Genomic DNA, 26,420 nt, shown 5'->3' with positions numbered 1-26,420 from the left:
GTAAATGACCAGTTAGCGATGATCGGTGCGATCCGGACGATTCCGGGCGGCCTTGGCCACCTGGCGGGCGGTCGAGGTCGCCGCGCCGCTTGCATGGTGCGATTCATCGTCTAAAGACGATCCGGTCCGACAGAGGGAGGGTTCATGTCGCGCAATCCGGGGCGGCCGCTTTCGCCGCATCTCACCATCTGGAAATGGGGCCCGCACATGCTGGTCTCGATCCTCCATCGCGCCACCGGCACGGCCCTCGCGATCGGAGGCGGTATCGGCTTCGTGTGGTGGCTGGTCGCCGCGGCGATGGGCCCCGACGCCTATGCCACCTTCTACAAGGTCGCGACGTCGTGGTTCGGCTATCTGGTCGGGGTCGGCCTGACCTGGAGTTTCTTCCAGCACATGTTCACCGGCCTGCGCCATTTCGTACTCGACACCGGTGCCGGCTATGAGCTGAAGACCAACCGCACCTTCGCGATCCTGACCCTGGTCGGTTCGCTGCTCGTCACGCTGCTCGTCTGGGGCGTGACCTTCGCCAAGATCACGTCGATGGGGATCAACTGATGGGTACCGGAACCGGTATCGGCCGCGTTCGCGGCCTGGGGTCGGCCAAGCATGGCGCGCTCCATTGGTGGCACCAGCGGGTGACCGCGGCGGGCAATCTGCTGCTCGTCGTCTGGTTCCTGGTCTCGCTGTTCCGCCTGCCGCGCCACGATCATGAGGCGGTCGTGCAGTGGATCCAGTCGCCGCTGGTCGCGGTGCCGCTGATCCTGCTGACGATCTCGGTCTTCTGGCACTTGCGCATCGGCCTGCAGGTGATGATGGAAGATTATGTCCATGAAGAAGGCAGCAAGGTCGCGGCGACGCTGGCTCTGAATCTCTACGCGATCGCGGGCGCCGCGCTCGCCATCTTCTCGATCCTCAAGATCGCATTCGGGGGAGTGCCCGCCTGATGGCCGAGGCTGCATATAAGATCATCGACCATGTCTATGACGCGGTCGTCGTGGGTGCCGGCGGATCGGGGCTGCGCGCCACGATGGGCGCGGCCGAAAAGGGCCTGAAGACCGCCTGCATCACCAAGGTGTTCCCGACCCGCTCGCACACCGTCGCGGCGCAGGGCGGCATCGCCGCCTCGCTCGGCAATATGGGCCCGGATCACTGGACCTGGCACATGTTCGACACCGTCAAGGGCTCCGACTGGCTCGGCGACCAGGACGCGATCGAATATATGGTGCGCGAAGCACCGGCCGCGGTGATCGAACTCGAACATGCGGGCGTGCCGTTCAGCCGCACCGACGAGGGCAAGATCTACCAGCGTCCGTTCGGCGGCCATATGCAGAATATGGGCGCCGGCCCGCCGGTGCAGCGCACCTGCGCCGCCGCCGACCGCACCGGCCACGCCATGCTTCACGCGCTCTATCAGCAGAGCCTGAAATATGACGCCGACTTCTTCATCGAATATTTCGCGCTCGACCTGATCATGGAAGGCGGCGAGTGCAAGGGCGTGATCGCGCTCTGCATGGAAGATGGTTCGATCCATCGCTTCCGCAGCCATGCGGTGGTGCTCGCGACCGGCGGCTCGGGCCGCACCTATTTCTCGGCGACCTCGGCGCACACCTGCACCGGCGACGGCGGTGGCATGGTGCTGCGTGCGGGCCTGCCGCTCCAGGACATGGAGTTCGTCCAGTTCCACCCGACCGGCATCTACGGCGCCGGCGTGCTGATCACCGAAGGTGCGCGCGGCGAGGGTGGCTATCTGACCAACTCCGAGGGCGAGCGCTTCATGGAGCGCTATGCCCCGTCGGCCAAGGATCTGGCGTCGCGCGACGTCGTCGCCCGCTCGATGGCGATGGAGATGCGCGAAGGCCGCGGCGTCGGCAAGAATGGCGACTATATCTACCTGCACCTCGATCATATCGATCCGAAGGTGCTGGCGGAGCGCCTGCCCGGCATCACCGAGACCGGCAAGATCTTCGCCGGGGTCGATCTGACCCGCCAGCCGCTGCCGGTGACGCCGACCGTCCACTATAATATGGGCGGCATCCCCTGCAATTATCATGGCGAGGTCGTCACCCTGAAGGACGGCAACCCGGATTCGGTCGTCCCCGGCCTGTTCGCGGTCGGCGAAGCGGCCTGCGTCTCGGTCCATGGCGCCAACCGTCTCGGCTCGAACTCGCTGATCGATCTGGTGGTGTTCGGCCGCGCGACCGGTTTCCGGCTGGGCGAGCTGATCAAGCCGAACAGCAAGCATGGCGCGGTCGTCAAGGAGGCCGACGACAAGGCGCTGGCGCGGCTCGACCATTATCGCAACGCGTCGGGCGGCACGCCGACCGCGACGATCCGTCTCGACATGCAGCGCACGATGCAGAAGCATTGCGCGGTGTTCCGCGATACCGCGCTGCTGCGCGAAGGCCAGGAACTGATCGACAAGGTCTATTCACGGCTGCAGGACGTCGGGGTCACCGACCGTTCGCTGATCTGGAATACCGATCTGGTCGAGACGCTCGAACTCGACAATATGCTGCCGCAGGCGGTGGTGACGATGCATTCGGCGGCCAACCGCAAGGAAAGCCGCGGCGCGCACATGCACGAGGACTTCCCCAATCGCGACGATGCGAACTGGATGAAGCACACCATCTCGTGGTTCGAAAAGGGCGCGGTCACGCTCGATTCGCGTCCGGTGCACGATTACACGCTCACCGACGAAGCCGAATATATCAAGCCGAAGGCGCGCGTTTACTGACGCGAGCCTGCAGTTTGGGGCGAACGGGAAAGGGGGCTTCGGCCCCCTTTCTTTTTTGGTCAGTCGCTCTTCGCGGCTTCGCGCTCTGCCATGCCGATATCGACCAGCGCGGCGAGCGCGCGTCGCGCGGCGCCGACATCGTCCGCGCCGACCTTTGCCAGCAGCATCGCATCGATCCGTTCGCGCGCAGATGTCTGGACCGCGGCAGCCGCGCTGCCACGTTCGGTCAGTCCGACGCTGAGCTTGCGTCGATCGTCGGGATCGACCGTCCGGGCCAGATAGCCGCGCATCACCAGCGTATCGACCAGCACGCCCGCGGCCTGCTTGGATATCTCCAGTTCGCGGATCAACTGGCCCAGCGGGACGTCGCGGGTGCGCAATGCAAGCCCGCCGATCAGATAGAGGCCGTTGGCGGGAATATCGTCATAGCCGGCATCGTCGAGCGCGCGGCGCATCGCCGAACCATAGGTCTTGCGCGCGTGCCGTAGCAGGGCCGGGATCGCGATCTCGTCATACCAGGGCATATCGGTCATGTCGGTCATGTCGGTCATGTCGGTCATGTCGGTCATGTCGGATTCCAGACTGTCAATCATCAGGATAGTCAATATAACTGACTATCCTGATGATTGACAGTCCCTTTCATCATCCTGCCGCATTTTCGCACTAGGCCCCGCGCATCATGAAGAAAGCCATCATCCTTGCTGCGGGGCAGGGCTCGCGCCTGCTGCCGCTGACCGCCGACCGTCCGAAATGCCTGATCGATTTCGCGGGCAAGAGCCTGATCGCCTGGCAGATCGAATCGCTCGTCGCCAACGGCATCACCGAAATCGCGGTGGTGACCGGCTTCATGGATGGGACGCTCGATGCCGCGCTCGCCGCGCTCGATCATTCCGGCGTGACGATCCGCACCCGCTTCAACCCGTTCTTCAAGGTCGCCGACAATCTCGGCTCGTGCTGGATCGTGCGCGAGGAGATGGATCAGGATTTCATCATCCTCAACGGCGACACGCTGGTTTCGCCGCTGATCGTCAGGACGCTGATCGAGGGTTCGACATCGCCGATCACGGTCACGATCGACGTGAAGGAGGATTACGACCTCGACGACATGAAGGTGCAGCGCGACGGCGACCGGCTGCTGCAGATCGGCAAGCGGCTGGCGCGCGAGGACACCAATGCCGAATCGATCGGCATGCTCGCCTTTCGCGGCGAAGGGCCGACGATCTTCCGCAACCAGGTCGCGGCGATGATGCGCACCCCCGAAGGCGTGCTCAACTGGTATCTCAAGGCGATCCATGCGCTGGCGCCGTCGGGCGTGGTAGGCACCGTCTCGATCGAGGGCGAAGCCTGGGCCGAGGTCGATTTCCCCGAGGATCTGGTGATCGCGCGCGCTCTCACCGAAGGCTGGGTCGCGGCGCGCGCCGAAGTCTAGAGCATGTCCTGATCAGATTGATAAGGACATGCTCTAAATTGTCTTTGTTTTCCGCATTTTCCGAGCCGTCAGGTGATTCCACCTGACTTGAAAATGCTCTAGCCTACGGGCCAGAGCCCCTTCAGCCAGTCCGCCAGCGCGGCCTTCTGATCGTCGTCGAGCGCCACCGCCTCGCCGAGCGCCGGCACCTTCGGCCAGCCGGCGTCGGGCACGGTCACTCCGCCATGGCTGCGGCTGCCTTCGTAGCGCGGCAGCACATGAAAATGGACGTTGGGGTCGACCATCATCAGCATCAGATAGTTGATCTTCGCATAGCCGACCGCCCTGGTCAGCGCGGCCTCGATATCGGCGGTCACTTTGGCCAACTCGGCATGGAAGGGGGGCGGCAGGTCGCCGAACGCGGTCGCGTCCGACTTGGCGGCCAGCACCAGGCTGCCCAGCGTCGGCTGCGACGGACGCAGCAGCACCACCCAATGATCATAGTCGGCGATCAGGGTGCCGGGAAAGCCGAACGCGTCGATCGTCTGGTTCATCGTCATACCGCCAGCCAGGAGGAGATCGGTTCGCCGCGCGCGGCGCGCAGTTCGGCCTGCGCATAGCGCACGAGATGGAACAGGCACGACAAGGCGGTCCACCACGCGACCGCGGTCAGCCCGAGATCGGGGCGTCGGAACAACGTGGCGACGAACAGGATCACCATGTTCGGGTTGCGCCGTGCGGTGATCAGCCGGAACTGGCTGTCGATCCGTTCCCAGACATGGATGTGCATATTGCCGAAGCGCCGCATGAACAGCCCCTCGATCAGCCGCTGCGCGACATAGCCGCCGATCAGCACCGCCTGCACGGTCCAGAAGGCGGTCTGCGAATAGGCCAGGCCCCAGGCCCCCAGGCCGACAGCCCAGGCGAACCACCAGAAGGGGGGATGGACCAGGTCGATGCCATGATCGAAGACATTGCCCCAGGCCGACGAGGTGATCGTGCAGCGCGCCAGCTTGCCGTCGACGGTGTCGAGCACCATGAAGATCAGCCCCGCCGCCATGCCCAACCAATAATGGCCGAACCAGAAGGCGATCGTCGCGACCACGCATAATATCGCGCCGATGCCGGTGACCATGTTCGGGGTCATGCCGATCCGGGCGGCGATGCGGGTCAGCACCAGCGCCCATTCGGGCCAGAGATATTTGGTGAGGATGTCGGTGACGCCCTTATAGGCGCCGAAATAGCTCATCCGTTCGATCGCGCGGACATTGCCCGGGGTCAGCGGCTCGAGCACCGGTTCCTCGCGCTTGCGCAAAAGTTCGTTGTAGAAGACGCGGTGGTCCTCGGCGCGGATGACGTCGACCGGCAGGCCTTCGGGCAGCGGATCGCCCGCCGCCATCGCCGCCTCGATCAGCCTGGCCGAGCGGTTGCCGGTCAGATGGGCGAGCACCGGAACATCGCCGCTGGTCAGCACCGTGCCCGGCCGCGCGAGCATGAATTTCAGCCAGGCCGGTTCGAACACATGGCTGGCGGCGGCGATCACCACCGGTCCGTCGGGATCCTTGCGATCGGCCGACAGCCCCTGCGCCAGCGCGATCCGGCGAAACCGCTCGCCGCTCGACATGCCCCAGATCGGAACGGGGTTGGATCCGGCGCTGATGAAGGCGGGGGCGGGTTGGCTCATCTTTTTCCCGGATATGGCTGAGGTCGTCTCCTTGCCGTCCCGGCGCCAAGCTGGCAAGGCCGTGGACATGACCGCTCCCGGCTTTTCCGCGATCATCCTTGCCGGCCAGCGCCCCGGCGGCGATCCGCTCGCGCAGCATTTCGGCATCGAGGCCAAGGCGCTGATCGACGTCGCCGGCCGGCCGATGCTCGACTGGGTGGCGCGTGCGCTGCTGTCGCGCGGCGATGTCGGACGGGTGATCGTCCTCGCCCAGGATGCGCCGGCGCTGCTCGAACATCCGGGCACGCGCTGGATGCGCGCCGACGCCCGGGTGGTGACCTGCGAGGGCGGCAGCTCGATCGTCGACGGCATCATCGGCGCGCTCGAAGGCCTGCCGCCCGCCTGGCCGGTGCTGCTGACGACCGCCGACAACGTCCTGCTCGACGGTGCGATGATCGACGCGCTGCTCGCGACGGTCGGAGACGCCGACGTCGCGGCCTCGCTGGTCGAACGCCGTACCCTCGAGGCCGCCTATCCCGGCAATCGCCGGACCTGGCTGCCGTTTCGCGGCGGCGCCTATTCGGGGGCGAACCTGTTCTGGCTCGGTACGCCGGCGGCGATGAGGGCGTTGCTCGTGTGGCGCGATATCGAACAGAAGCGCAAGCGCGTCCGCGCGGTGCTGAACGCTTTCGGGCCGCTGCTCGGGGTGCTGATCGCGGTGCGCATCCTCAATCTCGACCAGGCGATCGCCTGGGCGGGGCGCCGGCTGGGGCTGAAGGCGAAGGCGGTGGTGCTGTCGATCGCCGAAGCCTGCATCGATGTCGACAAATTGTCCGACCATGAGATGGTCGAGGCGATCATCGCGGCGCGGGGCCGGAACTCACAGCAGCTTTAGTTTGCGTGCGGTCTTGCCGAGCGCGATCTTGTCGGCGTGCGACAGGCCGATGCGCGCGGCGCACCAGATGCCCGCGAGGATCAGCAGCCCGCACAGCAGCAGACGCGGGGCGTCGGTCAGCGGCGATGCCAGCCCGGTCAGCAGCAGGATCGCCGCGGCCGCGGCCGCGGTGCTCGCCGCGGTGCGCAGGAAGGGCGGCGCGAACGGGTGGAGCCGCTGGCTGTACCAGAGCATCAGCATCGGCATCAGGTTCGAGACCGCGATCCCCGCCGACACCGCGATCGCCATGCCGTCGATCCCGCCCTGCGGCAGCAGCAGGAAGCCGGCGATCAGCGCGGCGCCCAGGCCGATGAAGCTGCTGAGCAGCGGATGATGGTAACGGCTGATCACCGCCTGGATCGATCCGGCCTGGCCCGTGATCGCCTCGATCATCCGGGTGACGGTCAGCAGCGCGAGCGCCCACCAGGCGGCCTGGCCGCCGGGGCCGAACAGGCCGAGGATCGCGGTGCCGGTGCCGACGATCGCGGCGACGATCGGCACCGCCACCACCATCGAGAGTCGGGTGGCGAAGCCATAGATCTCGGCGACATGGCGCTTGTCGTGGCGAACCGCCTCGGAGGCGAGTGGCGCCATCACATAGGTGAAGGCCATGCGCACCAGCTGCACCGCACTGGCGATCTTGCGGGCGATCGCGAACAGCCCCGACGCCGCGGCGCCCGCGGCGCCCGGGATGATCGCGTTGAGGATCAGCGGCGGCGCATCGGCGAACAGCCGGGCGACGATGTTGCTCGGCAGGATCGACACCCCGGCGACCAGCGTCCGGCCGATCATCGCGCCGCCGCGCAGCCGGAACACCAGGTCGATCCGGTAATAGCGCGCCATCAGCCGCGCCGAGAAGACGCAGGTGACCGCCAGCGAGCAGATGTGCGCGGCGAGCAGCCCGAGCGCGTCGGCGCCGAGCGCCCAGAGGATCGTCGCGGCGATCATCCGGATCACCTGTTCCCACAGCACCCGCAGCCTGATCTCGGGGCCGAACGCCTTGCGCGCGCGCAGCGCCGAGGTGCCGATCTCGACGAAGGCCCATAGCGGCAGCGCCCAGGCGAACAGCCGGATTCCGGTTTCGAGCGCGTGCGCGTCCTTGGCGGCGACGTTGACCAGCGGCGCCAGCCAGGGCGCGGCGAGGCTCGCGAGCGCCGCGACCGCCAGGCAGGGGCCGACGCCGAGGATCAGCGCGCTGCGCAGCGCGTCGGCGCGTTCCTCGTCGCTGGTGACCTGCGGCACCACCCGCTGCAGCGCGTTGGTCATGCCGAGGTCGAAGATATTCTCGGCGAGGTTCACCGCCGACCACAGCACCATGTAGAGGCCGTAGGTGGGCAGGCCGAACAGCCAGACATAGAGCGGCTGCGACACGATCTCGATGACTGCGCCGGCGCGCGCGAGCAGCGCCGTACCGGCGCCCTTGGCGACCTGGCGCGAGCCGGGTGGGAGATCGGGCGCGGGATCGACCATGGCCGCGCTTGTACGCGATGGGCAGGGTGGTTCAAGCCGGCTTGAAGCGGCTCTGAAGGCTCGCGAAATCGCCGGCCAAGGACACCGGGGCTGGCCGAGCGGTGTCCGATGCTGCTATGCGCCATTGAGCCGGGGGGCGCTATTCGCTATCGCGCGTCGGCAGACGAAGGGGATTTCGATTCATGGCCGAGTTCGCGCTACCCAAGAACAGCAAGATCAAGTCGGGCAAGGCCCACAAGGCGGCGGCTGACGCGAAGAAGGTCAAGAACTTCAAGGTCTATCGCTACGATCCCGACTCGGGCGAAAATCCCCGCTACGACACGTTCGAGATCGACCTCGCCGAATGCGGCCCGATGGTCCTCGACGCGCTGATCAAGATGAAGAGCGAGCAGGATCCCTCGCTCACCTTCCGCCGCTCGTGCCGCGAGGGCATTTGCGGGTCCTGCTCGATGAACATCGACGGCAAGAACGGCCTCGCCTGCACGACCGCGATCGAGGACTGCAAGGGCGATGTCCGCATCACCCCGCTGCCGCACATGGACGTGATCAAGGACCTGGTCCCCGACTTCACCCATTTCTACGCGCAATATGCGTCGATCCAGCCCTGGCTCAAGACGGTCACGCCGCCGCCCTCGGGCAAGGAGCGGCTGCAGTCGCCCGACGACCGCAACAAGCTCGACGGCCTCTACGAGTGCATCCTGTGCGCCTGCTGCTCGACCTCGTGCCCGAGCTACTGGTGGAACAGCGACAAGTTCCTGGGGCCGGCGATCCTGCTCCAGGCCTATCGCTGGCTCGCCGACAGCCGCGACGAGATGACCGGCGAGCGGCTCGACGAGCTCGAGGATCCGTTCCGTCTCTATCGCTGCCACACGATCATGAACTGCTCGAACGTCTGCCCGAAGGGCCTGTCGCCCGCCAAGGCGATCGCCGAGGTCAAGAAGATGGTGGTCGAGCGCCAGATCTGATGCTGGAGCTTGCCGCCGGGATGTCGTCGCGGTGAGCGGGCTGATCGAGAAATATGAGGCGATGGTCGCGTCGGGCGAATTGCGTCCCGACCCCGACCAGCGCGCGACCGTCGAGCGGCTCGCGGCGCTCGCCGCCGAGCTCGAGGCGCAGCCCGCCCGGGGCAGCGTGCTGTGGCGGATGCTGCGCAAGGCGCCCGTCCCGCCGCGCGGCCTCTATATGTGGGGCGGAGTCGGCCGCGGCAAATCGATGATGATGGACCTGTTCTTCTCCTGCACCGAGGTGCCGGCGAAGCGGCGGGTCCATTTCCACGAATTCATGCTCGAGGTGCACGACCGGCTGCGCGCCGAGCGGGTCAAGGAGAAGGGCGATCCGATCCCGCCGGTGGTCGAGGCGATCGCCGCCGAGGCCAAGCTGCTCGCCTTCGACGAGATGGTCGTCAACAACATGGCCGACGCGGCGATCCTGAGCCGGTTGTTCACCGGGCTGATCGATGCCGGCGTGGTCGTCGTCACCACCTCGAACCGTCCGCCCGTGGATCTCTACAAGGACGGGCTCAACCGCCAGCTGTTCCTGCCGTTCATCGCGCTGATCCAGGCGCGGCTCGACGTGCTGCCGCTCAACGGCCCGACCGACTATCGGCTCGAACGGCTCGGCGGCCATCCGGTCTGGTACGCGCCGCTCGGGCCCGTCGCGACCGCGGCGGTCAGCCATGCCTTTTTCCGGCTCACCGATTTCCCGCCCGAGGATCGGGTGCACGTGCCGTCGGCGGACATACCCGTCCATGGCGGCCGCAGCCTGCATGTGCCCAAGAGCCTCAAGGGCGTCGCGGTGTTCTCGTTCAAGCGGCTGTGCGGCGAGGCGCGGGGCGCGGCCGACTATCTGGCGATCGCGCGCCATTATCATACGGTGATCATCGTCGGGATTCCGCTGATGGGCCCCGACAACCGCAACGAGGCCGCGCGGTTCAAGGTGCTGGTCGACGCGCTCTACGAACATAAGGTCAAATTGCTCGCGACGGCGGCCGCCGAACCCGAGTCTCTCTATCCCGAAGGTGACGGTGCATTCGAGTTCGAACGCACCGTTTCGCGGCTGATGGAGATGCAGAGCGATGATTATCTGGCCGCCGGACATGGTCTCGAGGGCACCGCGGAGCCCGCATCTCCGCCAGAAACACGATAATCCGAAAAAACTACCAATTCAGTTGAATGCGGTGGTTGCCCCCTCGGGATCGGGGGGCTAAGCGGGCTGCGCATTCGGGTGGCCGCAACCCTTGCGGCCGCCTTCCTGTTGCGATTTCAAGCGGAGGAGCTGGCATGGCTCGGAATAAGATTGCGCTGATCGGCGCCGGTAATATCGGCGGAACCCTTGCTCATCTCGCGGCCTACAAGGAATTGGGCGACGTCGTGCTGTTCGACGTCGTCGACGGCGTCCCGCAGGGCAAGGCACTCGATCTGTCGCAGTGCGCTCCGGTCGAAGGCTTCGACGTCGCGCTCAAGGGCACGAACGATTATGCCGACATCGCCGGCGCCGACGTCATCATCGTCACCGCCGGTGTCGCCCGCAAGCCGGGCATGAGCCGCGACGATCTGCTCGGCATCAACCTCAAGGTGATGAAGGCGGTCGGCGAGGGCATCAAGGCCAACGCCCCCGACGCGTTCGTCATCTGCATCACCAACCCGCTCGACGCGATGGTCTGGGCGCTGCGCGAATTTTCGGGTCTCCCGCATGCCAAGGTCGTCGGCATGGCCGGCGTGCTCGACTCGGCGCGCTTCGCCAGCTTCCTCGCCGAGGAATTCAAGGTGTCGGTCAAGGACGTCACCACCTTCGTGCTCGGCGGTCATGGCGACACGATGGTCCCGGTCGTCGAATATTCGACCGTCGCCGGCATCCCGATCCCCGATCTGATCAAGATGGGCTGGTCGACCCAGGAGCGCATCGACGAGATCGTCAAGCGCACCCGCGGCGGCGGCGGCGAGATCGTCGCGCTGCTCAAGACCGGTTCGGCTTTCTATGCGCCGGCCACCAGCGCGATCTCGATGGCCGAAGCCTATCTCAAGGACAAGAAGCGCGTGCTGCCGTGCGCGGTCTATCTCGAAGGCCAGTATGGCATCGACGGCCTCTATGTCGGCGTGCCGGTGGTGATCGGTGCCGGTGGCGTCGAGCGGATCGTCGAGATCGAACTGTCGGCGGAGGCCAAGGCCAATCTCGACGTCTCGGTCGAGGCGGTCAAGGAACTGCTGGTCGCCTGCAAGGGCATCGACAGCACGCTGGCATGATGCCGGCGCCTGTCGCGGGCGCCATCTGCTGATTTCATACGCCCCGTCGCGGGCACCCGGTTGGGGAAGGAAGGTTCAAGAGGCTTATGTCGATCCTCGTCGATAAGAACACCAAGGTCATTACCCAGGGCATGACCGGCAACACCGGCAGCTTCCACACCCAGGCGGCGCTCGATTACGGCACCGCGATGGTCGGCGGCGTCACCCCGGGCAAGGGCGGCACCACCCATCTGGGTCTGCCGAACTTCAACACCGTCGCCGAGGCGGTCGCCGCCACCGGCGCCACCGCCAGCGCGGTCTATGTGCCGCCGCCCTTCGCGGCCGACTCGATCCTCGAGGCGATCGCTGCCGACGTTCCGCTGATCGTCTGCATCACCGAAGGCATTCCGGTGCTCGACATGGTCCGCGTCAAGCGCGCGCTCCAGGGTTCGAAGTCGCGGCTGATCGGCCCGAACTGCCCCGGCGTGCTGACCCCGGGCGAGTGCAAGATCGGCATCATGCCAGCCTCGATCTTCAAGAAGGGCTCGGTCGGCGTCGTGTCGCGCTCGGGCACGCTGACCTATGAGGCGGTGTTCCAGACCTCGGCGATCGGCCTCGGCCAGACCACCGCGGTCGGCATCGGCGGCGATCCGGTCAACGGCACCAACTTCATCGACATGCTCGAGATGTTCCTGGGTGACGACGAGACCAAGTCGATCATCATGATCGGCGAGATCGGCGGTTCGGCCGAGGAAGAAGCCGCGCAGTTCCTGATCGACGAGGCCAAGCGTGGCCGCAAGAAGCCGATGGCCGGCTTCATCGCGGGCCGCACCGCGCCTCCGGGCCGTCGCATGGGCCATGCCGGCGCGATCGTGTCGGGCGGCCAGGGCGGCGCCGAGGAGAAGATCGCGGCGATGGAAGCGGCCGGGATCAAGGTGGCGGCGAGCCCGTCCGAACTCGGCACCACGCTTGCGGCGGTGCTCAAGGGTTGAGTTGACGAATTCGATCGGCCGCCGAGGAGAGGGCGGCGGCCGGTTGAATGTGCATTGAACAGGCTTATTTGCTGCAATTCTGATGAAGGCTGGCCGGTTTGCCGGCCTGGTTGCAGCCAAGGAAGGTGACATGGGTATCGAAGGCGTCGGTTTCGACGGACCTGAAGGCGTGAGCCCCTCTTTCGTCGAGTCGCTGTATCGGCAATATCGTGCCGACAACAACAGCGTCGAGGCGAGCTGGCAGGAATATTTCTCCGGTCTCGAAGCGGGGGTCTCGGGCCCCAGCTGGGCACGCACGAACTGGCCGCCGGTGGCCGACGACGCGATGACCATCGCGCTCGACCCGCTGCAGATGACACCGGTCGCCAAGCCCGCAAAGGCAGCCGCTGCCCCCGCGGCGGCGGCACCTTCCGCCGGTCTCAGCGAAGCCGAGATCGAGAAGCGCGCGATCGATTCGATCCGCATCACCATGCTGATCCGCAACTATCGGGTGCGCGGCCATCTGATGGCCAATCTCGATCCGCTGGGTCTGAGCAAGCGCGACGAACCGGTCGAACTCACCGCACAGCATTATGGCTTCGGCGAAGCCGACATGGACCGCGAGATTTATCTCGACGGTTTTCTGGGGCTGCACAAGGCGACCCCGCGCGAGGTGATCGCGATCCTGCGCCGCAATTATTGCGGCAGCGTCGGCCTCGAATATATGCACATCGGCGACGTGATGGAGCGCCGCTTCCTCCAGGCACGGATGGAAGGCAAGGATGCCGAGATCGCGTTCACCCCGGCGGGCAAGAAGGCGATCCTCACCAAGGTGATCCAGGCCGAGCAGTGGGAGAAGTTCCTGGGCCGCAAATATGTCGGCACCAAGCGCTTCGGCCTCGACGGCGGCGAGTCGATGATCCCCGCGCTCGAGGCGGTGATCAAATATGCCGGCTCGTACGGCGTCAACGAGGTCGTGATCGGCATGGCCCATCGCGGCCGCCTGAACGTCCTCGCCAACCTGATGGCCAAGCCGTTCCGTGCGATCTTCAACGAATTCGCCGGCGGTTCGTCGAACCCCGAGGATGTCGGCGGGTCGGGCGACGTCAAATATCATCTCGGCACCTCGACCGACCGCGATTTCGACGGCAACATCGTCCATCTCAGCCTTGCGCCCAATCCCAGCCATCTCGAGGCGGTCAACCCGGTCGTGCTCGGCAAGGCGCGCGCCAAGCAGACCAAGCTCGACGATCTCGAGCGCGAGAAGGTGCTGCCGATCCTGCTGCACGGCGATGCCGCCTTTGCCGGCCAGGGCATCATCATGGAGTGCTTCGGCTTCTCCGGGCTGCGCGGGTACAACACCGGCGGCACCGTCCATTTCGTGATCAACAACCAGGTGGGTTTCACCACCTCGCCGCAGTTCGCGCGCTCGTCGCCTTATCCGTCGGACATCGCCAAGATGGTGCAGGCGCCGATTCTGCACGTGAACGGCGACGACCCCGAGGCGGTGACCTTCGCCTGCAAGGTGGCGACCGAATATCGCCATACCTTCAAGCGCGACGTCGTCATCGACATGTGGTGCTATCGCCGCTTCGGCCACAACGAAGGCGATGAGCCGGGCTTCACCCAGCCGCAGATGTACGACGCGATCCGTCAGCATCCGCCGGTCTCGGCGATCTACAATGCCCGCCTCGTCCAGGAAGGCGTGATCGACAATCAGTGGACCACCCAGGCCGAGGCGACCTTCGTCGATCAGCTCGAAGGCGATTTCGAGGCGGCCAAGAGCTACAAGGTCAATAAGGCCGACTGGTTCGAAGGCGACTGGTCGGGTTTCGCCGCGCCGCGCGAGGCGATCACCGAACGCCGCCTGGCGATCACCGGCATACCGCTCGACAAGCTGCAGGCGCTCGGCAAGCAGCTGACCACCGTCCCCGAGGGTCTGACGATCCACAAGACGCTCGGCCGTATCCTCGAGGCGAAGAAGGAAATGTTCGCCAGCGGCCAGGGCTTCGACTGGGCGACCGCCGAGGCGCTCGCCTTCGGATCGCTGCTCGAGGACGGCTATGGCGTCCGCCTGTCGGGCCAGGATTCGGGGCGCGGCACCTTCAGCCAGCGTCACGCGGTCTGGGTCGACCAGAAGGACGGCCATAAATATATCCCGCTCTCGGCGCTCGATCGCCGTTTCCAGGTGCTCGACAGCCCGCTCTCCGAATTCGGCGTGCTCGGCTTCGAATATGGCTATGCCTCGACCGCGCCGAACACGCTGGTGCTGTGGGAGGCGCAGTTCGGCGACTTCGCCAATGGCGCGCAGGTGATGATCGACCAGTTCATCGCCGCGGGCGAGGCCAAGTGGCTGCGGGTCAACGGCCTGGTGATGCTGCTGCCGCATGGCTATGAGGGCCAGGGTCCCGAGCATAGCTCGGCGCGCCTCGAGCGCTATCTGCAGCTGTGCGCCGAAGACAATATGCAGGTCGCCAACTGCACCACCCCGGCCAATTATTATCATATGCTGCGCCGGCAGATGGTCCGCAATTTCCGCAAGCCATTGATCGTGATGACGCCGAAGTCGCTGCTGCGGCACAAATCGGCGGTGTCGCCGATCGAGGACTTTTCGGGCGACAGCCATTTCCACCGCATCCTGCCCGATCCCAAGGCGCCGGCCGATGCCGACGTCAAGCGGGTCGTGCTGGTCTCGGGCAAGCTCTATTACGAGCTGGCCGAGGCGCGCGATGCGGCGGGCGACAAGAACACCGCCATCATGCGGATCGAGCAGCTCTATCCTTTCCCGGCCGAGGCCCTGGTCGAGCGCCTCAAGCGCATGACCAATCTCGAAACGCTCGTCTGGGCGCAGGAAGAGCCGAAGAACCAGGGTGCCTGGACCTTCGTCGAACCATTTATCGAGGATGTCCTGGGCGAGGTCGGGTCCAAACCCGCCCGTCCGATCTATGCGGGTCGCAAGGCCGCAGCCGCGACCGCGACCGGTCTCGCGCGGAACCATATCGCTCAGCAGCAGGCGCTCGTCGCCGAGGCGCTGGGCCACGATCAAAAGGGTAAGTGACAATGGCGACCGATGTGGTGGTGCCGACGCTCGGCGAATCGATCACCGAGGCGACACTGGGTCAATGGCTGAAGAAGCCCGGCGAGGCGGTGAAGGTCGATGAGCCCATCGCCAGCCTGGAAACCGACAAGGTGGCGGTCGAAGTGCCGTCGCCCGTCGCGGGCGTGATCGGCGAACTGACCGTCAACGAAGGCGACACCGTCAATGTCGGCGCGGTCATCGCGCGGATCGAGGCGGGTGCGGCAGCCGCGACCGCGGCGACCCCGGCGGTCGAGAATCGCACCGCGGTCGGCAAGGCCGAAGCGGCGGCGCCGCCCGAGCCGGCAGCGGCTCCGGCGACCGAGGATGCGGGCGATCCGGTGACGCTGTCGCCATCGGTGCGCCGCGCGGTGCTCGAGCACGGCGTCGATCCGTCGAAGATCAAGGGCACCGGCAAGGACGGCCGCCTGACCAAGGACGATGTCATCGCGGCGGCGAAGACCCAGCCGAAGCCGGCGGTTCCCGCGGCAGCGGCGGCGCCTGCTCCGGCGGCTCCCGCCTCGACCGCGAACGGCCGCAAGGAAGAGCGCGTCCGGATGACCCGCCTGCGCCAGACGGTCGCGAGCCGGCTCAAGGAAGCGCAGAACACCGCGGCGATGCTGACGACGTTCAACGACGTCGACATGACCGCGGTGATCGAGGCCCGCAACAAGTACAAGGATCTGTTCGAGAAGAAGCATGGCGTCCGCCTGGGCTTCATGGGCTTCTTCGTGAAGGCCGCCTGCATGGCGCTCAAGGACATCCCGTCGGTCAACGCCTCGATCGAGGGCGACGAGATCGTCTATCGCGACTATGTCGACGTGTCGGTCGCGGTCTCCGCACCGAACGGGCTGGTGGTGCCGGTGATCCGCAACGCCGAGACGCTGTCGGTCGCCCAGATCGAAAAGACGATCGGCGATTTCGGCGCCCGCGCCAAGGCCGGCAAGCTCAGCATGGAAGACATGAAGGGCGGCACCTTCACCATCTCCAACGGTGGCGTGTTCGGTTCGCTGATGTCGACCCCGATCATCAACCCGCCGCAGTCGGGCGTGCTCGGCCTGCACCGGATCGAGGATCGCCCGGTGGTGCGCGACGGCCAGGTCGTCGTCCGTCCGATGATGTATCTGGCGCTCAGCTACGACCATCGCCTGATCGACGGCCGTGAGGCGGTGACCTTCCTCGTCGCGCTGAAGAACGCGATCGAGGATCCGACCCGGATCCTGATCGACCTGTAAGCCTGAACCTCGGTGCCCCGCGTAAAAGCGGGGCCCGGGCGGGGTCATGCGCCCCCTATTTTACCATCCTGAGCCGATATGGCGGGGAAGGAAGACACTATGTCCGACTATGATTTCGACGTGATCGTCATCGGTTCGGGACCGGGCGGCTATGTCGCGGCGATCCGTGCGGCCCAGCTCGGTCTCAAGACCGCCTGCGCCGAAAGCCGCGCGACCCTGGGCGGCACCTGCCTCAACGTCGGCTGCATTCCGTCGAAGGCGATGCTGCACGCGTCCGAGCTCTACAATGAAGCCGCCACCGGCAAGCTCGCCAAGCTCGGCGTCAAGGTTCAGGTCGAACTCGATCTCGACACGATGCAGGCGCAGCGGCTCGATGCGGTCAAGGGCCTGACCGGCGGCATCGAATATCTGTTCAAGAAGAACAAGGTCGAGTGGCTCAAGGGCCTCGCCGCCTTCACCTCGAAGGACACGATCGAGGTCGCGGGCAAGAGCTACCGCGCCAAAAACATCATCATCGCCACTGGCTCGTCGGTGACCCCGCTGCCGGGCGTCGAGATCGACGAGAAGGTCGTGGTGTCGTCGACCGGCGCGCTCGAATTCGCCAAGGTCCCCGAGCATCTGGTGGTGATCGGCGGCGGCGTGATCGGGCTCGAGCTCGGCTCGGTATGGAAGCGTCTCGGCGCCAAGGTCACCGTGGTCGAATTTCTCGACCAGCTGCTGCCCGGCATGGACGGCGAAATCCGCAAGGAGGCCGCCAAGCTGTTCAAGAAGCAGGGCATGGACCTCAAGCTGTCGACCAAGGTCACCGGCGTCACGGTCAAGGACGGCAAGGCGTCGATCACCGTCGAGCCCGCCGCCGGCGGTACCGCCGAGACGATCGAAGCCGACGCCGTGCTGGTGTCGATCGGCCGCCGGCCCAACACCGAGGGCCTTGCGCTCGAGCGTGCCGGCCTGACCGTCAACAAGCGCGGCCAGATTGAGATCGGCCATGACTTCGACACCGTGGTCCCCGGCATCTGGGCGATCGGCGACGTCGTTCCCGGCCCGATGCTCGCGCACAAGGCCGAGGACGAGGGCATCGCGGTCGCCGAGAATATCGCCGGCCTCACCGGCATCGTGAATCATGACGTCATCCCCGGCGTGGTCTACACCATGCCCGAGATCGCCGGCGTCGGCCTGACCGAGGAGCAGGCCAAGGAACGTGGCGAGATCAAGGTCGGCAAATTCCCGATGCTCGCCAATTCGCGCGCCAAGACCAATCACGAGCCCGACGGCTTCGTGAAGGTGATCGCCGATGCCAAGACCGACAAGGTTCTGGGCGTCCACATCATCGCCTCGGTCGCCGGTACGATGATCGCCCAGGCCGCGCAGGCGATGGAGTTCGGCGCGACCAGCGAGGACATCGCCTATACCTGCCACGCCCATCCGACCCATTCGGAAGCGATCAAGGAAGCGGCGATGGCGGTTACGGGCAAGCCGATCCATATCTGATGTCCGGTCGCGACGATGCCCGCGCATCCGCGATCGATCCCGAACCAACCGGTCGGCCGGCGATGAGGCATACTCGTCGCCGGCCGATCTGATTCCGGGGCAGGCCGCCGTGCCGCACCCCGATCTCGCGGTGGTCCAGTCGGCGCTGCCGCTGCTCGACATGGCCGGGCTCGCGGTGTTCGCGATCTCGGGCGCGCTGCAGGCGGCCAAGCTGCGCCAGACGCTCGTCACCTTCGTGTTCTTCGCCGGCGTCACCGGTACCGGCGGCGGGACCGTGCGCGATCTGCTGATCGGTGCGCCGGTGTTCTGGATCCAGGACAACCGCGCGGTCTTCATCTGCCTGGCGGCTGCCGCGGCGGTGTGGGTGACGCCGCGGCGCTGGTGGAGCGGGCGCGCGCTCGACTGGTTCGATGCGGTCGGGCTCGCCGCCTATGCGGTGTTCGGCGCATGGAAGGCGATCGCCTGGGGGGTACCGCCGCTGCCCGCCGCGGCGATGGGGGTTCTCACCGGCTGCCTCGGTGGAGTCATCCGTGACGTGCTGGCCGGCAAGCCGTCGATCCTGCTGCGGCCCGAGCTCTATGTGACCGCTGCGGCCTTCTCGGCGGGGCTGTTCGTGCTGCTCGCCCGCACCGCCATCGACCCATTCGTGGCCGCGCTGATCGCGGCACTGGCGGGCTTCGCGCTGCGCGCGCTGGCGATCGTCAAGAATCTCGGACTGCCCGCCTATCGCCCCTGAACCGGGAACCGATGCGGGGGTGAAACGTCCTTTCGACGAAATCTGCCCCATATGAGGACAAGTGACGATGCGTAGCGTGATGATCGCCGGCCTTTCGATGGGCACCTTGCTGCTGGTCTCGTGCGGGCCCAAGACGCTGGCGCTGCCCGAAGCGCCGGTCGACCGCGCCGCGACCTGCGCGGTGGTGAGCGCCGCCGAAGCGCGCGCCAACGCGCCTACCGTCAAGGGCGACCTCGACTTCGCATCGCAGACCCGCATCGCCCATTATGCGATGCTGGCAGGCGCCGAGGACAAGATCTTCTCGACCGATAAGGCGCAGGCGGTGGTCAAGCGCATGGGCGAAGTCGAGGAACAGGTCACCAACGGCAAGTGGCAGGAGCTGATCGCGCCGTGTGGCGCTGCCTATCCTCTGGTCAAGAAGCTGGAAGGGGTCGAACTGCCGACCGACAAGTTCGATGCCCAGCTCGGCTGCTATGCGATGGCCGACTTCCTCGGTCGCTCGGTGTCGACCACCGATCCCAAGGGCGAGACCGAACTCGCAAGCTATGGCAAGATGAAACGCGATCTCGACGGCACCATCGGCAGCGGGCTGAAGGCGCGCGGCGCCGCGAAATATGAAAAGACGGTCGAGCTCAAGAACGAGGCGCTCAGCCACATGACCAAGCTCGGTGCGCCGATCGAGGTGATGAAGCTGTGCAAGGCGAAGTACGGCTGAGCCCGCATCACCCGCCGAAACGCGGCTCGACGGGCGTGGCGGGCCTCGGCGCCAGCTCGATTTGCCAGACTCCCATATCGTGCCAGGCGTCGAACTTGTAGCCGACCTGGTGGTGGATACCGATCGGGGCGAATCCCATCGCCTCGTGCAGCCGTACGCTGGGATCGTTGGGCAGGCCGATCTTGCCGGTCGCGACCAGAAAGCCACGCGTGCGCAGTTCGTCGAGCAGCGCCTGGTAGAGGACGCGGCCGAGCCCCCGTCCGGTCGCGCCGACCTTCAGATAGACCGTGGTCTCGACGATCCAGCGATAGGCGGAACGGGAATTGAACTCGCCGGCATAGGCATAGCCGAGCAGCTCGCCCCGTTCCTCGATCGCCAGATAGGGAAAGCGCGCGGCGGTCGCCGCGAAGCGACGGCCCATCTCCTGCACATCGGGCGGGTCGAGTTCGAAGCTGATGACCGTATCGCGGACATAAGGCGCGTAGATCGCCGCGATCGCGGCGATGTCGTCGACCGTTGCCGGACGGATCAGCGCGCCGCCCACAGGATCAGGCTGCGCATCAGGCTGTCGTCGGCGGGCACCGGTGCCGGCGATCCTGCCGGGCATTCGAGGCAGCGCACCTGGATCGCCGGGCCGCTGAGCACTGAATGTGCATCGGTCAGCGCGCGCAGCACCATCTGGTCGGGTCGGCCGGCGACTCGCGACCAGGGATCGATCGCTTTGGCGTCGGTGTCGGTCCCGCGCTTCGGCTCGGTCATCGAGCGCAGCAGCTGCTTCCACGGGCTCGGCGCCTTTTCGATATAGAGCGGATACACCGCGTCGGGCTTCAGCTTGGCGAGCTTCGCCGCGGCGGCGATCGCGTCGTCGACCGTTCCGAAGTCGTCGACCAAGCCGATCTGTTTCGCGGTGCTGCCCGCCCAGACATGACCCTCGGCGATCTGACGAACGCGTTCGATCGGCAATTTGCGCGACTGCGCGACCAGTCCGGTGAAGCGGCGATAGATGTCGTCGATCGATGCCTGGAGCATCGTGTCGAACTCGGGTGAGGTGCCGCGCAGCACGTCGGGCTCGCCCGACAGCGGGGTGGTCTTCACCCCATCGGCGGACAGGCCGAGCTTGGCGAGCGTTCCTTGGAAGGTCGGCAATATGCCGAACACCCCGATCGATCCGGTGATCGTCGACGGTTCGGCGATGATCCGGTCTGCGGGGGTCGAGATCCAGTAGCCGCCGCTGGCGGCGAGGCCGCCCATCGACACCACCACCGGCAGGCCGCGTGCCTTCGCCTGGAGGATCGCCGACCGGATCTGTTCGGAGGCGAGCACCGATCCGCCGGGCGAATCGACCCGCACCACCAGCGCCTTGATCCGGTTGCGGCCGAGTTCCTCGAGCAGCAGATTGGCGATCGTCTCGCCGCCCGCCGAACCTGGGCCGGCGCGGCCGTCGACGATGGTGCCGGCGACCGTCAGCACGCCGATAGCGGTGCCGCTCGATTTCTCGGGATGCGCCGTAGCCCAGTCGTCGAGACGGATCGCTTTGTAATCGTTGATGCCGCCACCGGCGGCGTCGCCGGCGAGCGACGCCACCCGTGCGTTGAAGCCGTTGCGGTCGCCGAGCCGGTCGACCAGCTTGGCGGCGAGCGCCGCCTTGGCCATGTCGCCCTCGCTTGCGGCGAGCGCCTGGTCGGGATGTGCGACATAGTCGGCAAGCAGCGCCTTGGGACGAACCTTGGCGACCCCGGCCTTCCAGTCGGTCCACAGCGTATCGGCGAGCTGCTGGTTGGCGGCACGGGCCTCCGGCGACTGGTCGGTGCGGGTATAGGGTTCGACCGCCGATTTGAACTGGCCGACCCGGAACACCTTGGTGGTGACGCCGAGCTTGTCGAGCAGACCCTTGTAGTAAAGGCGCGACCCGCCGGGGCCGGTCAGCAGCACCGCGCCGAACGGATTGAGCCAGACCTCGGTCGCGTGCGCGGCGAGCATATAGCTGTCGTCGGTATAGCCGGTCGCATAAGCGAGCACCGGCTTGCCGGCGGCGCGGGCGGCATCGATCGCGTGGGCGGCGGCGGCGATCGTCGCCTGGCTGCCGCCGGTGAAGCTGTCGAGATCGAGGACGATCGCCTTGATGCTGTTCGAGGTCGATGCGGTCTGCAGTGAGCGTTCGAGGTCACGCAGACGGGTTTCGTGGGTCGCACGGTTGCCGCCCGACAGGATCGCGATCGGATCGGCCTCGGTGGGCTGCTCGACCAGTGCGCCGTCGAGGTCGACGAGCAGTGCGCCGGAAGTCGCGACCACCGTGTTGGGCCGGATCGACAGTGCGGCGAACAGCAGGCCGAAGAAGATCAGCATCGCCAGCAGGACGAGCGCATCCTTGATGCCAACCAGGATTTTCCAGAGCCCCCGAACCAGCTTCATCACGTCACCCATGCACGCGGACGGAAGGTCCGCTTCGCCGCCCTAGATGCGGCGTCGAACGGCCAAGCGCAATGGCCGGACTGGTTATCGGTTCGGCAATCAGCCCTGATGCTGGCTCTGGGTCAGCGATACATCGACGCCGACGCTCAGCACTTCATGGCCGCCGCCGATGCGTGCGCCCGAAATCGGGGCGGCATCGCGATAGTCGAGGCCGATCGCCACCCGCACATAGGCGTCATGGGGGCAGCGGTCGTGCGCCGCGTCGAAGCCGATCCAGCCATAATCGGGGACATGGAGCTCGGCCCAGAAATGCGGCGCCTGGCGCAGTTCGGGATCGGCATCCTCGCTGAAGATATAGCCGGTGACGAACCGCGCCGGAAAACCGGCTTCGCGGGCGGCGGCGATCAGCACATGCGCCATGTCCATGCTGCAGCCGGAGCCGCTCGCGACGATCTCGGCGGCGGTGCGGATCGTGGTGCTGCGATGGACATGATGGCTGATCAGCCGATGTATGGCGGTATTGAGCGCATGGGCGCGGGCCAGCGGATTCTCAGTCTCGGCCTGTTCGCGCGCGACCTGCTCGATGGTGGCGTCGGTCGCGGTGAGATCGGTCGGCCGGGTGAAGACCGTCGGCGGCAGCGGATCAGTCGCCCCCGCGATCACCCCGGCGCGATCCTCGGTCAGCACCTCGCCGGTCACGCTCAGTCCGACCCGTTCGATCGGCCCTTCGATATAGAGCATCGACACGAGATTGCCGAACCCATCGCGCGACTGCTTGATACGGGCATCGCAATCGACGTCGATTCGCCAGTCGACGATGCTCTGCCCGAGATGGCTGTCCGGCGTCATGCGCAGCATCTGGACGACGCGCGCCTGCGGCTCGGTAAAGCGATATTCTGTGCGGTGCCTGATGAATAGACGCATGTCAGCCGAAGCGGAATTGAGACCCGATCGCCTGATTGAGGCGGGTGTTTTCGTGAATGAACCCCGTCAGCCATTCATGCAAGCCCTGTCCGAAGATCGCATCGATGGTTGCGCGTTCGATCGACGTCTGGCGGATCCGGGCCAGGCGATCGGCCTCGCCCTGCAGGCCGGTGCGCTTGCCGATGGCGTTGAGATGCTGAACGACCTCTTCGGACGAGGCATAGAGTGAGCGGGGCAGTTCGCGGCGCAGGCACAGCAATTCGGCGACGAGCCAGGGTTTGAGGCCTTCGCTGTAGAGCCAGCGATAGGCGGTGTTGGCCGACACGGTGTGGAGGATCGTCGTCCACTGGTCGCGGTCGATCGGGCCGCCGACCTTTTCGCCTTCGGGCAGCAGCAGATGATATTTGACGTCGATCAGCCGCGCGGTGTTGTCGGCGCGTTCGACCGCGGCACCGAGGCTGATGAAACTATAAGCCTCGTTGCGCAGCATCCGGTGGAGCGCGCCTTCGAAGCCGCGGGTCTCGGCGCGAATCGCCTCGACGATCGCCAGCGTCGTCTGGCTGTTGCCGGTGGTGGCGCGGCCGCGCAGTCCCAGCCAGGCGCGGTTGATCGCTTCCCAGGCATCGCGGCTGAGCGCGGTCCGCACCGACTTGGCATTGCTGCGCGCGGCGTCGAGGCAGGAGCGGATCGAACTGGGATTGTTCGCCGACAACGTCAGATAGCGGCTGATGTTGAGCGGCGAACGGGTTTCGCCGGTCAGGTTGAAATCATAATCGGCAGCGGCGACGAGCAGGGCGCTGTCCCAGGCGCCCTGTCCGGCGGGACGCGGCGACAGCGCGTCGAGTCGGATCGTCGCCTCGATCAGGCGGGCGGTGAATTCGGCACGCTCGACATAGCGGCCGATCCAGTACAGCGAGCTGGCGGTGCGTGAGAGCATCAGCGTGCTCCCCCTTCGCTGCGGCCGCCGGTGTCGGCGAGGATCAGGCTGTCCTTGGTGCCGCCGCCCTGGCTGGAATTCACCACCAGCGATCCTTCGCGCAGCGCAACCCGGGTGAGGCCGCCCGGGGTGATGGTGACACCCCTCGAGCCCGAGAGCACGAACGGTCGGAAATCGACGTGGCGAGGTGCCACGCCCTTGTCGGTCAGGGTCGGCACGGTCGACAGCGCCAAGGTCGGCTGGGCGATGTAGCGCTGGGGCTCGGCGATCAGTGCCGCGCGAAACTCCTCGACCTGCGCCTTGGTCGCGGTCGGGCCGACGAGCATGCCATAGCCGCCCGATCCGTCGACCAGCTTCACGACGAGCTGCTCGAGATTGTCGAGGACATATTTGAGTGCTTGCGGCTCGCGGCAGCGGAAGGTCTCGACATTGGGCAGCTTGGCTTCACCGCCCGAATAATATTTCACGATCTCCGGCATATAGCTGTAGATCGCCTTGTCGTCGGCGATGCCGGTGCCGGGTGCGTTCACCAGCGCGACATTGCCGGCCATATAGGCGGCGATCAGCCCCGGCACGCCGAGCAGCGAATCGGGTTTGAACACCAGCGGATCGATATAGTCGTCGTCGATGCGGCGGTAGATGACGTCGACCTTCACCCGGCCCTCGATCGTCCGCATCCACACGACGTCGTCGTCGACCTCGAGATCGGCGGCCTCGACCAGTTCGATCCCCATCGAGTCGGCGAGGAAGCTATGCTCGTAGAAAGCCGAGTTGAAATGGCCCGGGGTCAGCAGCACGCAGACCGGGCTCGACCCCGACGGCTTGGGGGCGACCGACTGCAGCGTCTCGAGCAGTGAGTCGGGATAGGAATCGATCGCGCGGACCGGAAATTGTTCGAACAGTTCGGGGCATAGCCGCAGCATCGCCTCGCGATTCTCGAGCATGTAGGACACCCCCGACGGGGTGCGGGCATTGTCTTCGAGCACCCAGAATTCGTCGGGGCCGGTGCGGACGAGATCGATGCCGCAGATATGCGCGAAGATGCCGTGCGGCGGCTTGGCGCCGTCGAGCATCGGGCGGAATTGCGGGTTGGCGAGGATCAGTTCCTCGGGAACGACCCCGTCCTTCAGGATCTTCCGTTCGCCATAGACGTCGGCGAGGAAGGCGTTGATCGCCTCGACCCGCTGCACGAGCCCTTCGGAGAGATTGGACCATTCGCGTGCGGTGAACACGCGCGGGACGATGTCGAAGGGGATGATCCGTTCGGAGGATTCATCCTCGCCATAGACGGCGAAGGTGATGCCCAATTGTCGGAAGGCCGCTTCGGCCGCTTTCTGCCGCCGATCGAGCTCGGCGGGGGGTGTCGTTCTAATCCAGTCGCTGAGGCCCTCGAAACCGGGCCTCCCCACCGCATCCGCAGATGCGCCCCAGATTTCGTCGAAAGCTTTGGTCCCCGGCATAGGCTCCCGCGTTTCATCGTTTCGTGCCCGATGTTGCAACGCTTTGTTGCGCTGCACAAGGGCACGATGAGAGGTTATTTCAATTGGCGGATATTGCAAACCCCAGCCGCCAGAACGCCGCCGGTTTCGCCGGGTTCCGAGGCCCGATCACGGGACCGCAAACAAAAAGACCGCGGTCCTTGCGGACCGCGGCATTTGGCTACCTCTGGAAAAGGGGAGAGAAGGATCAGGCGGCGGCCTGGGCCTCTTCGGGATCGCGCAGCACATAGCCGCGGCCCCAGACGGTCTCGATATAGTTGTCGCCGCCACAGGCCAGGCTGAGCTTCTTGCGCAGCTTGCAGATGAAGACGTCGATGATCTTGAGCTCGGGCTCGTCCATGCCGCCATAGAGATGGTTGAGGAACATCTCCTTGGTCAGCGTCGTCCCCTTGCGGAGCGACAGCAGCTCGAGCATCGCATATTCCTTGCCGGTCAGATGGACCCGCGCGGTGTCGACCTCGACGGTCTTGGCGTCGAGGTTGACCGAGAGCTTGCCGGTGCGGATCACCGACTGGCTGTGACCCTTCGAGCGGCGGACGATCGCATGGATGCGCGCGACCAGTTCCTCGCGATGGAAGGGCTTGGTGACATAATCGTCGGCGCCGAAGCCGAGCGCGCGGACCTTCGAGTCCATCTCGCCGATGCCCGACAGGATCATGACCGGGGTCTGGACCTTGGCGGTGCGCAGCTTCTTGAGCACGTCATAGCCGTGCATGTCGGGGAGGTTCAGGTCGAGCGCGATGATGTCGTAATCGTAGAGCTTGCCGAGATCGAGGCCTTCCTCGCCCAGATCGGTCGTGTAGACGTTGAAGCCCTCCGAGCCGAGCATCAGCTCGATCGCCTTGGCGGTGGTGGGATCATCCTCAATCAGCAAAACGCGCATGCTTCATAGTCCCTGCTCTTGGCGCGAGGCGGGTCGGGCCCGTGTCGCTGCATCCATCCAAAGATTAACCATCACCGCTATGAAGGCAAAAGGTTAAGAGCCCATTAAGCT

At 65.9% G+C, this 26,420-nt stretch carries 24 protein-coding genes; 14 read left to right on the top strand and 10 right to left on the bottom strand.

From position 1 onward, the window contains the following. Window positions 1-144: 144 nt before the first annotated feature. Genes sdhC through sdhA form a run of 3 tightly spaced genes read left to right on the top strand, consistent with a single transcriptional unit; the run spans window position 145 to window position 2,734 of the window. Entirely contained in the window at window positions 145-555 is a 411-nt protein-coding gene (sdhC, locus tag AC1RM6_RS22320) for a succinate dehydrogenase, cytochrome b556 subunit (RefSeq protein ID WP_493105273.1), read from the top strand. After that, entirely contained in the window at window positions 555-944 is a 390-nt protein-coding gene (sdhD, locus tag AC1RM6_RS22315; RefSeq protein ID WP_493105272.1) for a succinate dehydrogenase, hydrophobic membrane anchor protein, read from the top strand. The genes sdhC and sdhD overlap by 1 nt, the downstream gene beginning before the upstream one ends. After that, window positions 944-2,734: a succinate dehydrogenase flavoprotein subunit gene (gene sdhA / locus AC1RM6_RS22310; RefSeq protein ID WP_493105270.1), complete on the top strand. Its 1,791-nt coding sequence runs from the start codon at window positions 944-946 to the stop codon at window positions 2,732-2,734. The genes sdhD and sdhA overlap by 1 nt, the downstream gene beginning before the upstream one ends. A 59-nt stretch (window positions 2,735-2,793) precedes the next feature. Here sdhA and AC1RM6_RS22305 read toward each other — a convergent pair whose 3' ends face one another. After that, a complete protein-coding gene (locus AC1RM6_RS22305) occupies window positions 2,794-3,303 on the bottom strand; it encodes a MarR family winged helix-turn-helix transcriptional regulator (RefSeq protein ID WP_493105268.1) in 510 nt (169 codons plus the stop codon). A 110-nt stretch (window positions 3,304-3,413) separates the two neighbouring features. On the opposite strand from AC1RM6_RS22305, the gene AC1RM6_RS22300 reads away from it, so the two are divergent. After that, window positions 3,414-4,163, top strand: coding sequence for a phosphocholine cytidylyltransferase family protein (locus tag AC1RM6_RS22300; protein WP_493105266.1), 750 nt, complete (start codon window positions 3,414-3,416; stop codon window positions 4,161-4,163). Between the two features lie 98 nt (window positions 4,164-4,261). On the opposite strand, the gene AC1RM6_RS22295 is transcribed toward AC1RM6_RS22300, so the two are convergent. After that, complete coding sequence (locus AC1RM6_RS22295; protein ID WP_493105264.1) at window positions 4,262-4,696, bottom strand: HIT family protein; 435 nt, start codon at window positions 4,694-4,696, stop codon at window positions 4,262-4,264. 2 nt (window positions 4,697-4,698) lie between these two features. Continuing rightward, complete coding sequence (locus AC1RM6_RS22290; protein WP_493105262.1) at window positions 4,699-5,826, bottom strand: CDP-alcohol phosphatidyltransferase family protein; 1,128 nt, start codon at window positions 5,824-5,826, stop codon at window positions 4,699-4,701. Window positions 5,827-5,893: 67 nt separating this feature from the next. Between AC1RM6_RS22290 and AC1RM6_RS22285 the strand changes: the two genes are divergently transcribed. Then, window positions 5,894-6,700, top strand: coding sequence for a nucleotidyltransferase family protein (locus AC1RM6_RS22285; RefSeq protein ID WP_493105260.1), 807 nt, complete (start codon window positions 5,894-5,896; stop codon window positions 6,698-6,700). Here AC1RM6_RS22285 and AC1RM6_RS22280 read toward each other — a convergent pair. Next, on the bottom strand, window positions 6,686-8,209 hold the full coding sequence (locus AC1RM6_RS22280; protein WP_493105258.1) for a lipopolysaccharide biosynthesis protein: 1,524 nt from the start codon (window positions 8,207-8,209) through the stop codon (window positions 6,686-6,688). The two genes, AC1RM6_RS22285 and AC1RM6_RS22280, sit on opposite strands and share 15 nt — an antisense overlap. A gap of 182 nt (window positions 8,210-8,391) precedes the next feature. On the opposite strand from AC1RM6_RS22280, the gene AC1RM6_RS22275 reads away from it, so the two are divergent. The 9 genes from AC1RM6_RS22275 to AC1RM6_RS22235 all read left to right on the top strand — a co-directional run bounded on the left by AC1RM6_RS22275 (window position 8,392) and on the right by AC1RM6_RS22235 (window position 19,654). Next, window positions 8,392-9,174 carry a succinate dehydrogenase iron-sulfur subunit gene (locus AC1RM6_RS22275; protein WP_493105256.1) on the top strand — a complete coding sequence of 261 codons (783 nt, stop codon included), beginning with the start codon at window positions 8,392-8,394 and terminating at the stop codon, window positions 9,172-9,174. A gap of 40 nt (window positions 9,175-9,214) precedes the next feature. Beyond that, window positions 9,215-10,354 carry a cell division protein ZapE gene (gene zapE / locus AC1RM6_RS22270; protein WP_493105396.1) on the top strand — a complete coding sequence of 380 codons (1,140 nt, stop codon included), beginning with the start codon at window positions 9,215-9,217 and terminating at the stop codon, window positions 10,352-10,354. A gap of 134 nt (window positions 10,355-10,488) precedes the next feature. Next, the gene (mdh, locus tag AC1RM6_RS22265) at window positions 10,489-11,451 is read left to right on the top strand and encodes a malate dehydrogenase (RefSeq protein ID WP_493105254.1); all 963 of its coding nucleotides are present in this window, start codon (window positions 10,489-10,491) and stop codon (window positions 11,449-11,451) included. 86 nt (window positions 11,452-11,537) lie between these two features. Then, window positions 11,538-12,422, top strand: a complete 885-nt coding sequence (gene sucD / locus AC1RM6_RS22260; protein ID WP_493105250.1) for a succinate--CoA ligase subunit alpha — start codon at window positions 11,538-11,540, stop codon at window positions 12,420-12,422. Window positions 12,423-12,552: 130 nt separating this feature from the next. Next, window positions 12,553-15,459, top strand: a complete 2,907-nt coding sequence (locus AC1RM6_RS22255; protein ID WP_493105249.1) for a 2-oxoglutarate dehydrogenase E1 component — start codon at window positions 12,553-12,555, stop codon at window positions 15,457-15,459. 2 nt (window positions 15,460-15,461) lie between these two features. Beyond that, on the top strand, window positions 15,462-16,712 hold the full coding sequence (gene odhB, locus AC1RM6_RS22250; protein ID WP_493105247.1) for a 2-oxoglutarate dehydrogenase complex dihydrolipoyllysine-residue succinyltransferase: 1,251 nt from the start codon (window positions 15,462-15,464) through the stop codon (window positions 16,710-16,712). A 99-nt stretch (window positions 16,713-16,811) separates the two neighbouring features. Then, window positions 16,812-18,203: a dihydrolipoyl dehydrogenase gene (gene lpdA / locus AC1RM6_RS22245; protein ID WP_493105245.1), complete on the top strand. Its 1,392-nt coding sequence runs from the start codon at window positions 16,812-16,814 to the stop codon at window positions 18,201-18,203. Between the two features lie 160 nt (window positions 18,204-18,363). Then, window positions 18,364-18,939: a trimeric intracellular cation channel family protein gene (locus AC1RM6_RS22240; RefSeq protein WP_493105394.1), complete on the top strand. Its 576-nt coding sequence runs from the start codon at window positions 18,364-18,366 to the stop codon at window positions 18,937-18,939. A gap of 67 nt (window positions 18,940-19,006) precedes the next feature. Continuing rightward, window positions 19,007-19,654 (top strand): hypothetical protein, encoded by a 648-nt coding sequence (locus tag AC1RM6_RS22235; protein ID WP_493105244.1) that lies wholly within the window; start codon window positions 19,007-19,009, stop codon window positions 19,652-19,654. A gap of 7 nt (window positions 19,655-19,661) precedes the next feature. Here the strand turns inward: AC1RM6_RS22235 and AC1RM6_RS22230 are convergent, their stop codons facing one another. The 6 genes from AC1RM6_RS22230 to ctrA form a co-directional block, all read right to left on the bottom strand. Then, the gene (locus tag AC1RM6_RS22230) at window positions 19,662-20,198 is read right to left on the bottom strand and encodes a GNAT family N-acetyltransferase (RefSeq protein WP_493105242.1); all 537 of its coding nucleotides are present in this window, start codon (window positions 20,196-20,198) and stop codon (window positions 19,662-19,664) included. Beyond that, window positions 20,183-22,066 carry a signal peptide peptidase SppA gene (gene sppA / locus AC1RM6_RS22225; RefSeq protein WP_493105240.1) on the bottom strand — a complete coding sequence of 628 codons (1,884 nt, stop codon included), beginning with the start codon at window positions 22,064-22,066 and terminating at the stop codon, window positions 20,183-20,185. Before sppA ends, AC1RM6_RS22230 begins: the two co-directional genes overlap by 16 nt. A 99-nt stretch (window positions 22,067-22,165) precedes the next feature. Beyond that, entirely contained in the window at window positions 22,166-22,990 is an 825-nt protein-coding gene (locus AC1RM6_RS22220; RefSeq protein ID WP_493105238.1) for a transglutaminase family protein, read from the bottom strand. 1 nt (window position 22,991) lies between these two features. Next, complete coding sequence (locus tag AC1RM6_RS22215; protein WP_493105237.1) at window positions 22,992-23,927, bottom strand: alpha-E domain-containing protein; 936 nt, start codon at window positions 23,925-23,927, stop codon at window positions 22,992-22,994. After that, on the bottom strand, window positions 23,927-25,387 hold the full coding sequence (locus AC1RM6_RS22210; RefSeq protein ID WP_493105235.1) for a circularly permuted type 2 ATP-grasp protein: 1,461 nt from the start codon (window positions 25,385-25,387) through the stop codon (window positions 23,927-23,929). Before AC1RM6_RS22210 ends, AC1RM6_RS22215 begins: the two co-directional genes overlap by 1 nt. Before the next feature lie 226 nt (window positions 25,388-25,613). After that, window positions 25,614-26,309 (bottom strand): response regulator transcription factor CtrA, encoded by a 696-nt coding sequence (gene ctrA / locus AC1RM6_RS22205; protein WP_493105233.1) that lies wholly within the window; start codon window positions 26,307-26,309, stop codon window positions 25,614-25,616. Between the last annotated feature and the right edge of the window lie 111 nt (window positions 26,310-26,420).

The sequence above is a fragment of the Rhizorhabdus sp. GW822-FHT03C02 genome, assembly GCF_058801765.1.
The sequence above is the reverse complement of the archived record's forward strand: the minus strand, read 5'-3'. Positions and strand labels throughout refer to the sequence as shown.

What these genes read in the sequence shown, in the direction of transcription:
- sdhC (WP_493105273.1), top strand. Translation starts at nt 145, where the DNA reads ATGTCGCGCAATCCGGGGCGGCCGCTTTCGCCGCATCTCACCATCTGG.
- sdhD (WP_493105272.1), top strand. Translation starts at nt 555, where the DNA reads ATGGGTACCGGAACCGGTATCGGCCGCGTTCGCGGCCTGGGGTCGGCC.
- sdhA (WP_493105270.1), top strand. Translation starts at nt 944, where the DNA reads ATGGCCGAGGCTGCATATAAGATCATCGACCATGTCTATGACGCGGTC.
- AC1RM6_RS22305 (WP_493105268.1), bottom strand. Translation starts at nt 3,303, where the DNA reads ATGACCGACATGACCGACATGACCGACATGACCGACATGACCGATATG.
- AC1RM6_RS22300 (WP_493105266.1), top strand. Translation starts at nt 3,414, where the DNA reads ATGAAGAAAGCCATCATCCTTGCTGCGGGGCAGGGCTCGCGCCTGCTG.
- AC1RM6_RS22295 (WP_493105264.1), bottom strand. Translation starts at nt 4,696, where the DNA reads ATGAACCAGACGATCGACGCGTTCGGCTTTCCCGGCACCCTGATCGCC.
- AC1RM6_RS22290 (WP_493105262.1), bottom strand. Translation starts at nt 5,826, where the DNA reads ATGAGCCAACCCGCCCCCGCCTTCATCAGCGCCGGATCCAACCCCGTT.
- AC1RM6_RS22285 (WP_493105260.1), top strand. Translation starts at nt 5,894, where the DNA reads ATGACCGCTCCCGGCTTTTCCGCGATCATCCTTGCCGGCCAGCGCCCC.
- AC1RM6_RS22280 (WP_493105258.1), bottom strand. Translation starts at nt 8,209, where the DNA reads ATGGTCGATCCCGCGCCCGATCTCCCACCCGGCTCGCGCCAGGTCGCC.
- AC1RM6_RS22275 (WP_493105256.1), top strand. Translation starts at nt 8,392, where the DNA reads ATGGCCGAGTTCGCGCTACCCAAGAACAGCAAGATCAAGTCGGGCAAG.
- mdh (WP_493105254.1), top strand. Translation starts at nt 10,489, where the DNA reads ATGGCTCGGAATAAGATTGCGCTGATCGGCGCCGGTAATATCGGCGGA.
- sucD (WP_493105250.1), top strand. Translation starts at nt 11,538, where the DNA reads ATGTCGATCCTCGTCGATAAGAACACCAAGGTCATTACCCAGGGCATG.
- AC1RM6_RS22255 (WP_493105249.1), top strand. Translation starts at nt 12,553, where the DNA reads ATGGGTATCGAAGGCGTCGGTTTCGACGGACCTGAAGGCGTGAGCCCC.
- odhB (WP_493105247.1), top strand. Translation starts at nt 15,462, where the DNA reads ATGGCGACCGATGTGGTGGTGCCGACGCTCGGCGAATCGATCACCGAG.
- lpdA (WP_493105245.1), top strand. Translation starts at nt 16,812, where the DNA reads ATGTCCGACTATGATTTCGACGTGATCGTCATCGGTTCGGGACCGGGC.
- AC1RM6_RS22240 (WP_493105394.1), top strand. Translation starts at nt 18,364, where the DNA reads ATGGCCGGGCTCGCGGTGTTCGCGATCTCGGGCGCGCTGCAGGCGGCC.
- AC1RM6_RS22235 (WP_493105244.1), top strand. Translation starts at nt 19,007, where the DNA reads ATGCGTAGCGTGATGATCGCCGGCCTTTCGATGGGCACCTTGCTGCTG.
- sppA (WP_493105240.1), bottom strand. Translation starts at nt 22,066, where the DNA reads ATGAAGCTGGTTCGGGGGCTCTGGAAAATCCTGGTTGGCATCAAGGAT.
- AC1RM6_RS22220 (WP_493105238.1), bottom strand. Translation starts at nt 22,990, where the DNA reads ATGCGTCTATTCATCAGGCACCGCACAGAATATCGCTTTACCGAGCCG.
- AC1RM6_RS22215 (WP_493105237.1), bottom strand. Translation starts at nt 23,927, where the DNA reads ATGCTCTCACGCACCGCCAGCTCGCTGTACTGGATCGGCCGCTATGTC.
- AC1RM6_RS22210 (WP_493105235.1), bottom strand. Translation starts at nt 25,387, where the DNA reads ATGCCGGGGACCAAAGCTTTCGACGAAATCTGGGGCGCATCTGCGGAT.
- ctrA (WP_493105233.1), bottom strand. Translation starts at nt 26,309, where the DNA reads ATGCGCGTTTTGCTGATTGAGGATGATCCCACCACCGCCAAGGCGATC.